The 7,957-nt window shown below is 35.1% G+C and carries 10 protein-coding genes; 3 read left to right on the top strand and 7 right to left on the bottom strand.

The genetic code is table 11. From position 1 onward, the window contains the following. Nucleotides 1–32: 32 nt before the first annotated feature. The 7 genes from CLHOM_RS06170 to CLHOM_RS06200 form a co-directional block, all read right to left on the bottom strand. Nucleotides 33–2,276 carry an ABC transporter permease gene (locus CLHOM_RS06170; protein WP_052220829.1) on the bottom strand — a complete coding sequence of 748 codons (2,244 nt, stop codon included), beginning with the start codon at nucleotides 2,274–2,276 and terminating at the stop codon, nucleotides 33–35. Next, a complete protein-coding gene (locus CLHOM_RS06175) occupies nucleotides 2,276–2,974 on the bottom strand; it encodes an ABC transporter ATP-binding protein (RefSeq protein ID WP_052220830.1) in 699 nt (232 codons plus the stop codon). Before CLHOM_RS06175 ends, CLHOM_RS06170 begins: the two co-directional genes overlap by 1 nt. A 14-nt stretch (nucleotides 2,975–2,988) precedes the next feature. Continuing rightward, nucleotides 2,989–3,630 carry a TetR/AcrR family transcriptional regulator gene (locus tag CLHOM_RS06180; RefSeq protein WP_052220831.1) on the bottom strand — a complete coding sequence of 214 codons (642 nt, stop codon included), beginning with the start codon at nucleotides 3,628–3,630 and terminating at the stop codon, nucleotides 2,989–2,991. 268 nt (nucleotides 3,631–3,898) lie between these two features. Continuing rightward, nucleotides 3,899–4,429, bottom strand: coding sequence for a flavodoxin family protein (locus CLHOM_RS06185; RefSeq protein ID WP_052220832.1), 531 nt, complete (start codon nucleotides 4,427–4,429; stop codon nucleotides 3,899–3,901). A gap of 15 nt (nucleotides 4,430–4,444) precedes the next feature. Next, complete coding sequence (locus CLHOM_RS06190; RefSeq protein WP_052220833.1) at nucleotides 4,445–4,903, bottom strand: FMN-binding protein; 459 nt, start codon at nucleotides 4,901–4,903, stop codon at nucleotides 4,445–4,447. Nucleotides 4,904–4,943: 40 nt separating this feature from the next. Next, nucleotides 4,944–5,255: a hypothetical protein gene (locus CLHOM_RS06195; RefSeq protein WP_052220834.1), complete on the bottom strand. Its 312-nt coding sequence runs from the start codon at nucleotides 5,253–5,255 to the stop codon at nucleotides 4,944–4,946. Between the two features lie 82 nt (nucleotides 5,256–5,337). Next, the gene (locus tag CLHOM_RS06200; RefSeq protein ID WP_052220835.1) at nucleotides 5,338–5,922 is read right to left on the bottom strand and encodes a TetR/AcrR family transcriptional regulator; all 585 of its coding nucleotides are present in this window, start codon (nucleotides 5,920–5,922) and stop codon (nucleotides 5,338–5,340) included. Nucleotides 5,923–6,226: 304 nt separating this feature from the next. Between CLHOM_RS06200 and pdxS the strand changes: the two genes are divergently transcribed. Genes pdxS through CLHOM_RS18785 form a run of 3 tightly spaced genes read left to right on the top strand, consistent with a single transcriptional unit; the run spans nucleotide 6,227 to nucleotide 7,855 of the window. Further along, complete coding sequence (gene pdxS, locus CLHOM_RS06205) at nucleotides 6,227–7,096, top strand: pyridoxal 5'-phosphate synthase lyase subunit PdxS (protein WP_052220836.1); 870 nt, start codon at nucleotides 6,227–6,229, stop codon at nucleotides 7,094–7,096. A 2-nt stretch (nucleotides 7,097–7,098) separates the two neighbouring features. Continuing rightward, nucleotides 7,099–7,668: a pyridoxal 5'-phosphate synthase glutaminase subunit PdxT gene (gene pdxT, locus CLHOM_RS06210; protein WP_052220837.1), complete on the top strand. Its 570-nt coding sequence runs from the start codon at nucleotides 7,099–7,101 to the stop codon at nucleotides 7,666–7,668. 52 nt (nucleotides 7,669–7,720) lie between these two features. Next, a complete protein-coding gene (locus tag CLHOM_RS18785; RefSeq protein WP_278321721.1) occupies nucleotides 7,721–7,855 on the top strand; it encodes a hypothetical protein in 135 nt (44 codons plus the stop codon). The last annotated feature ends 102 nt before the right edge of the window (nucleotides 7,856–7,957 follow it).

The raw sequence follows: 7,957 nt of genomic DNA on the forward strand, positions 1-7,957 counted from the left end.
TTTATACGAGAGGTTGGCTTTAATAAATGATTTTATTCCATTCTAGATTTTAAGGCTTCAGCCATAGAAATTCTATTTATCTTACTTCTACTTAACAACTTTGACAGTTCAAAGGTTAAGTAAATAATGACGAAACCTATTAGAACATAGATGTAATCTATAGTTACAGGGAAGGATATGCTCATATCTTTTGTCATTGATTTGAACAATGCGCCTAAGGATGCAAGAAGGAGAGGGACTCCCATAATATAGCCAAGTACTACTATAAAGCTGGAGCTATTTAAAATTAGAGAATAAACTTCTTTTTTCCTATAGCCCAGAACCTTCATAAGGGAAATATTGTCCTTATTCTCCTCTATAGTAAGAGAAGTAACAACATATATTACAATAAGACCGATTATAAAGGACATAAAGGCTATACTCCCAATTATTGCTTGGAGCGGCTTTGTCATTGTATCAAATGCTTTTTTCATATCATCCACTGTTACTGTTGCTAATAATTTATTTTCTGGAATATCTATTTTTTCAGTGCTCCATAATCCAATATAGCTTCTAGAAGGGAAACCTAACATATCGTTAAGCTGATCAAGTGGTAAATAGATATATTGTCCTACAAAAGTTTCTGCGATACCATCAACTGTTATGCTATATTCTTTTGAGTCCAATCTATTTGTAATCTTTATCGTATCTCCTGATTTTATATTAAATTTATCAGCCAAAGGTTTTGTAATAATAACTTTGTCAGATTTCAATATATTGCCTGATTTATCCTTAAAGTTAATGTACTGAGAAGCTGGATTTACACCATACACAGTAAAAGTAGTTTTATTGTCCGTTTTCATTGAAAATGGGATCTCCATGAAAGCTTCTCCTTTTGCAGGCTTACCATTTTGAATAGAGTTGAACACGTAATGGTAATTATATTTAAATGATTCGCTAAATGAATCTCTAAGTAAGGAGTCCATGGAGCTCTTTGCTGCAAAGCCTACTTGCAAAAGCATGGTGGCCATTATTATTCCAAGTAGAAGAAATAAGCTTCGTGGTATGCTTCTAAGCTGCTCTCTAATTTTAAATTTAGTTGAAAATCTGAATCTTTCAAGATTTACTTTTCTTTCTAAGAAACCGACCTTATCCTTTTCTTTTCCGCCTCTCATAAGGTCAACAGGTGAACTTTTAAGGGATTTGTTAACCACAAAATAGCTGCATACTGTTAAAAAGAATATTGGCAGTAAAATACTTATTATAATAAATGGTACATTAAAACTTAAAGAGCCTACAGGAATATTAAAGAATGAAACATAATAGTTCATCATAGGTCTTAAGGTTAGAATTCCAAGCACAGTCCCTAAAATCCCACCTAAAAGTGAAATGAACATAGGATATAAAAGATAATGTCTCATGATCTCTCTTTTTCTGTAGCCTAGTGCATAAAGAGTTCCTGTAATAACAGCTTCCTTCTTTAGCATTCTAAGCATAACTATACCTGTTAAGATGCAGGTAAGCAGTAGTATGGCTATAGGCATAGAAGAACTCATCTTTTCTATACCAGAAAGCTTTGCTGTAAAATAGGTTACTCTTGGGTTGTCAGTTACGTTCATCCAGTTAATAATAATTATATTCTCACTTCTTAGATAGTCCTTAAACTCAGATATTTTGTTGTCTATATTGCTTCTATCGTCATTAAATCTTATTGCATAAGCACTGTTTCCTCTATTTAAACTATTAAAATCTTCTTTACTTATTACTGCTACTCCAAAACTATTTGGATCATTCATGATATCGGATTCTGATTTTAATGGATAAATATAGTTTGGAAGTGACATAAAACCCGATATGGTATAATTCTTATTGTAAATTTTTATGCTGTTTCCAATATTTAATTTATTAGCTTTTGCATAGGATGGATCAATAAGAATATCACCAGTACTTAGAGCATTGCCTTTAATTATAGCAGGTATATTAACTTTTATATTTTCACTGAATATTCTTAGAGTTTTGTCTTCTGATATTGAGTAATCAATGGATTTTGTTTCCTCTATACTCATATTAAACTTTGATTCTAAGGCTTCAGTGTTATTTATTTTTTGGCTAGTCATAAAACTTGCATCTTCTTGCTTATAATTTTTTTCAAAGGAAGATGATAGTCCTGTAAGATTGATTGAGACTAAGTTAAACATTGTAAAAAGCAGGCAGCTAAAAATAATAAGTACTAAGGAACCAAAGTACTGAGATTTACTTTCTAGCATAGTTCTTTTTATCTTTTTATTAATTATCATTACCACTCAATCCTTTCCGCAGGTATTGTTGTCTTATTAACTATGCTTTCTACGACTTCTCCACTTCTAATCTTAAAAACCTTATTTGCCATTTCACTGATTGCAGTGTTATGGGTTATCATTAGTATGGTTGTGCCAAATTCCTTATTGATATTTTCAAGAAGCTTTAATATATCTCTCGAGGTTGAAAAGTCTAGAGCGCCTGTTGGCTCGTCACACAATAAGAGCTTTGGATTTTTGACTATTGCCCTTGCAATGGAAACTCTTTGCTGCTCTCCACCGCTTAGTTCTCTTGGGAATCTATGTTTTTTATCAAGCATACTTACAGCCTTTAAAACCTCATCAGTGTTTAGTGGATTTTTGCTTATGTTAGAGACAACTTCTATATTTTCTCCTACAGTTAAATTAGGGATTAGGTTATAAAATTGAAATATGAATCCTATATTTTCTCTTCTAAAGTCTGTCAGCCTATCGTCGGTTAGTTTTGTTACCTCAATGTTATCAACTGAAACCGTACCTGAGTCGCATCTGTCAATTCCTCCTATAATATTAAGAAGTGTCGACTTTCCTGAACCAGAAGGTCCAAGTATTACTCCAATTTCACCCTTGTCTAAATTTATTCCAGCACCTTTTAGAACCATGGTGGTTACATCACCTGTATTATAGCTTTTCTTTAAATTTTCTACTTTTAAGAACATTTTATTTCCCTCCATTATCCCATCATTCCATTTTTCATTAATTCAATCATGGCTTTATATTCGGTTTCAAATGCTTCAAAAGGTTCATCCAATATATCCTCTCCTAGTGCTCTTGCCTTATTCAGTGCATATTCCTTAAACTTATAGGATACTGCTGTGGCAAATAGACAAAGTAACTTATCATCTATATCTTTTCTAATGTACCCATTTTCCTTACCTTGACGTATAAACTGAAGCATGTATTCATCTGATATCTTTTGCATATATTCTATAGATTCGTTCATTAGACTTTTGTATTTTCCCAGAAAAACATCCTGAAGAAAAATAACTAAATCCTTTTCTTCCCTCATCTGAACAAAAAGTGTTTTTGAAGATTCGTACAGATAATCGAAAAAGTTAGTGGTCTTGTCTGGTAAATCCACAAACCGGGTATATTTCTTTATAAATAATTCTGAGGACCACTGAACGCAATATAAGAAAAGTTCCTTTTTATTCTCAAAGTACTGATACATGCTTCCTTTTGCCACTCCTGCATTCTTTGCTATATCCCCTATGTTGCCTTTTTCAAAACCGTGCATGGAAAATTGACTTATTGCAGCTCTCATTACTTTCTCTTGTTTTTCTTCATTAAGATTAAAAAATGTTTCTTTTGGCATCCTATAGCCCCTTTCGCATGTAATTAACGTGACTTATGAGTCATATGACTTTATAGTCACATTATATGACTATAAAGTCATTTTGTCAATAAGATAAGGAGAATATACTAAAACTCTTACTTGTACTAGATTACAGGTAAGAGTTTTTATATCAGTTGTGTAATAGATTAATTCAATTATAAATCCAGTATAGTAGAAAGATACCCTATAAGCAACAGGCAGTTATTGTTTGTCGGCCGACAGTTTTTAAAGCATCTTTCTGTTGAGCTTAACCATGTATAGAAAGCTTGTTTATTTCTTTTATTGCCGCAGCTGAAAGTCGCTTTGCCTCCATTTCACTGATTTTGTATGCGGAAGTATCTTTGCGAGTTGGATTTGAATTTAGAGAAATTAAATCCTTTATGTGTTGGTCAAGCACGATAACAGGCTTTGCTCCCGTTCGTTTCAAAAGTTCCCTGTATAGCTTTGGATTTTCACCATCAGCCCCACCGCTGATGGAAAGGAAACCATATGATTGTGGGTTTGATTTTAAATAGCGGAAATACGTCCGAAGCGGAGAAGCTACATGCCCCATCCAGACAGGAGCGCAAAAGAGGATTAAATCGTACTGCCTGAGAGAATCCGGATCTGGATGTACCTTTGGTGTCCGGGCAAAAACCATATCCACTATGATAGTCCCCATTGTCATGGGCTTTTGTACTGTGATTTTGATGTGCTTTGCCGATAAGTCCCTTGCTACGCATTCAGCAAGAACATCATTATTCCCTGTGTAAGAATAAGAAACAATTGCAATATCCATCTGAAACCTCCCTAATTATTGTTTCTGCGCTTGTATTAGCGCATTTTCCAGTGCTTTCAGGTGGGCTTTGGAGGTAAGGGTTGCTCCGCTGATCGCATCCACCTGTAATGCTTTCGATTCAATAACCCTTTTGAACAAATCGCCTATTGTCATCCCATCTATCAATTCCGCAGGGTTTCCATCACTGTCTATGGCGCCTTTAAGTATGTTTATCTCTGTAATTTTACCGCCAGATATGATTACTTCTACAGTCGCATTTCTGGAATCTCCTTTGGCTCCGTTATATTCCCCTACATAGGTTCCATCCTGTAGCTTTGTGAAGTCAATATTCCCGATGGCAAGCGTTTGAAGTTCCTGGCGTCCCGGGGCATCCGCGAGAAGTGCAATCGCTGTTCCCAACACAGCTACACCTATAATAATCAAAAGGACAAACCAGATTTTGACCTTCCTTCTACCTGTTTTAGAAACTGCCATTTACATACCTCCAATCCTCATAAAATATACAATAAACACCTTATTCCAGAGTGATTTTCACATGCTGGTTTTTATCCGGCTCGTCAACCTCCACTAACAGGCAAGGAAGCGTCAGTTCACCGCTGTTGAGTGCTTCAAAAATGGCATCCATATCAACATCCTTGAGCCGTTCCAGTTCATCTTCGACACTTCCTTTCTTTTTTGAGCTGTCGGCCGCCATTTGTCCAAATTTCATCCCCATTTTCACGACGAAATACGGAACACGCACATTGGTAGTCAAAACGCCGTTCTCGGTGATTTCAATGCGAATACCTTTGGGCTTAATAGGTTTTATGTTCTGCTTGCTTTCCATTAAAAAACCTCCTTAAATTAATGTTATGAATGAACTTAAATTAGTTCGTTCATTTTGCGATTTAAAAAATACTGCTCCGTTTTTAGTATTCGGAGCAGTCCATCAGGCTTTTCATAATAAGCTCCGTCATGAGAAGTAAAAGCTCTGGAAAGTATTCAAGCCCGATTTCCTCCTTGTGCGTATCAACATTTATAATTGCTGCGAAAATCATCATAATCATTTTACTGTCTATGTCTTTTCGCATTTTTCCTTGCTTCTGCCAAAGCGTTATGAGTTCCAAAAAGCTGTCATATAGAAAATCCACGGTATCAACGCCGTTTTCTTCACGATAGACTTGCTCCAGCTTTTCAAAGACGCTCCTGTTGTACCATTCTCGCAGAATAGGGTTTGCCTTTGTTCCCTCTACATTTAGTTTAAGCATTTGTCCTACTACAGCAAGAGGGTTCTGGTCTAGGTCAAGCGACTGAAAGCACGCTTGTTTCAGCTTTGCGTTTTCCTCCAGAAAAATGTCCATAAAGAGCTTTTCTTTAGATGGATAGTAGTTATAAAATGTTCCAACGGCCATCCCGGCTTTTTTTGTGATTTCCGAAATGTTGGTATCCTTAAATCCCTTTGCGCTGAACAGTTCCTTCGCACAATCGTAAATCAACGCCTTTTTATCTTCCACGAGTATACCTCCAAATTTGCAACCATAATATGAATGAAAAATAATATATTCATTCATATTATAGCTGTTGGAAGATGTTTTGTCAATACAGTTTAAATTTATAATACATTAGCCGTCTATTGACTGTCTTTTCTGTTCTTTCGCATTGCTTCCTTATAGACACTGCCCATTGTACCAGTGATTGCAAATTCCACTTGCTTTAATGTTAGCAGTGATAAAAACATCGGAATTGTATCGATACATTTGAAAGTTATTTAATATACAATATAATAAGCATAAGAATAAAAAACTGGGGGTTACATATATGCAAAAATATGAATTAAACAAGAACTTAGCTCAAATGCTTAAAGGCGGAGTAATCATGGACGTAGTAAATGCTAATCAAGCTATCATTGCAGAAAAGGCGGGGGCGTGTGCAGTTATGGCACTTGAGAAAGTACCGGCAGACATTAGAAAAGAGGGCGGAGTTGCTAGGATGTCTGATCCTAAGATGATAAAAGAAATACAAAATGCTGTCTCTATACCAGTTATGGCAAAGGTTAGAATAGGACATTTCGTAGAAGCTGAAATATTAGAAGCAATAGGAATTGATTTTATAGATGAAAGTGAAGTTTTAGCATATGCAGATGACAAGTATCACATAGATAAAACAGGCTTTAAGGTCCCTTTTGTATGTGGGGCAAGAAATTTAGGTGAAGCTTTAAGGCGAATTGGGGAAGGGGCAGCTATGATAAGAACTAAAGGAGAAGCAGGAACAGGAGATATAGTTCAAGCTGTTAAACATATGAGAAGCATAATGGATGAAATAAGAAGAGTTAAAAATTCAACTAAGGATGAATTAATGACTTTAGCTAAGGAATTGGGAGCGCCTTATCACCTTATAGAATATGTTTGGGAAAATGGTAAGTTACCAGTAGTTAACTTCGCTGCAGGTGGAGTTGCTACACCAGCTGATGCAGCACTTATGATAAAACTTGGAGCAGAAGGTGTATTTGTTGGGTCAGGAATATTTAAATCAGGAGATCCAGAAAAGAGAGCAAAAGCTATAGTTATGGCTGCAACATACTATAATGATCCTAAGATTCTGGCTGAAATATCAGAAGACATTGGAGAACCAATGGTTGGAATAAATTGCAGTGAAATAGATACTAAATTTGAAGAAAGAGGCTGGTAAAAGTGAAAATAGCTGTTCTAGCACTTCAGGGAGGAGTAAAAGAGCATATTGATCATTTAAAATCTCTTGGCTGTGAAGCAACTGAGCTGCGAAAGGCTGAAGAATTAGATGAGGTAGATGGACTTATTCTTCCTGGTGGAGAAAGTACAACTATGGGAATACTATTAAAGAAAACTGGTATCTTTCATAAGCTTAGAGAGAAGATAATAAACGGGTTTCCTGTTTGGGGAACTTGTGCCGGTATGATACTGCTGGCAAAGAATATTGAAAATGATGAAGCTAGACATCTGCAGACAATGGATATAACTGTTATGAGAAATGCTTACGGGACTCAAATTAATAGCTTTTCAATAGAAAAAAAGATAGATGAGTTTTCAGAAGAACCCATCCCTTTAGTATTTATAAGGGCACCTTATATTGTAAGTACAGGATCCAATGTTCAAATAATATGTAAGGTAAATAATAATATTGTAGCAGTAAGGCAAGGCAATATGCTAGCAACATCATTTCATCCGGAATTAACAAACAACTTAGCGATACATAAGTATTTTATAAATATGTGTAATAAATAGTTTATTTTAAAATGTAGTTCACAACTTAATAATTGAGTGTAGAGAAGATAAAATGAGGCAGTATCTGAATAATAAAACTTTAGGATGGCTGCATGAGCAAGTAAAGATTAAGATTCTCGAAGAGCACAGCAAAGCAACTATCGAATGGTTTAATAATACTAAAGAGCCTGTAAAAATTTTTGTGTAAAGTGAATAAAAAGCACTCTTTCTTGGCAAGAATTTGGATAAATAAATACCAAATATATACAAGAAGGAGTGTTTTTTTATGTCGAATATTTCTAAAGAAATT

The sequence above is a fragment of the Clostridium homopropionicum DSM 5847 genome (assembly GCF_001263795.1).
GTDB lineage: Bacteria > Bacillota > Clostridia > Clostridiales > Clostridiaceae > Clostridium_H > Clostridium_H homopropionicum.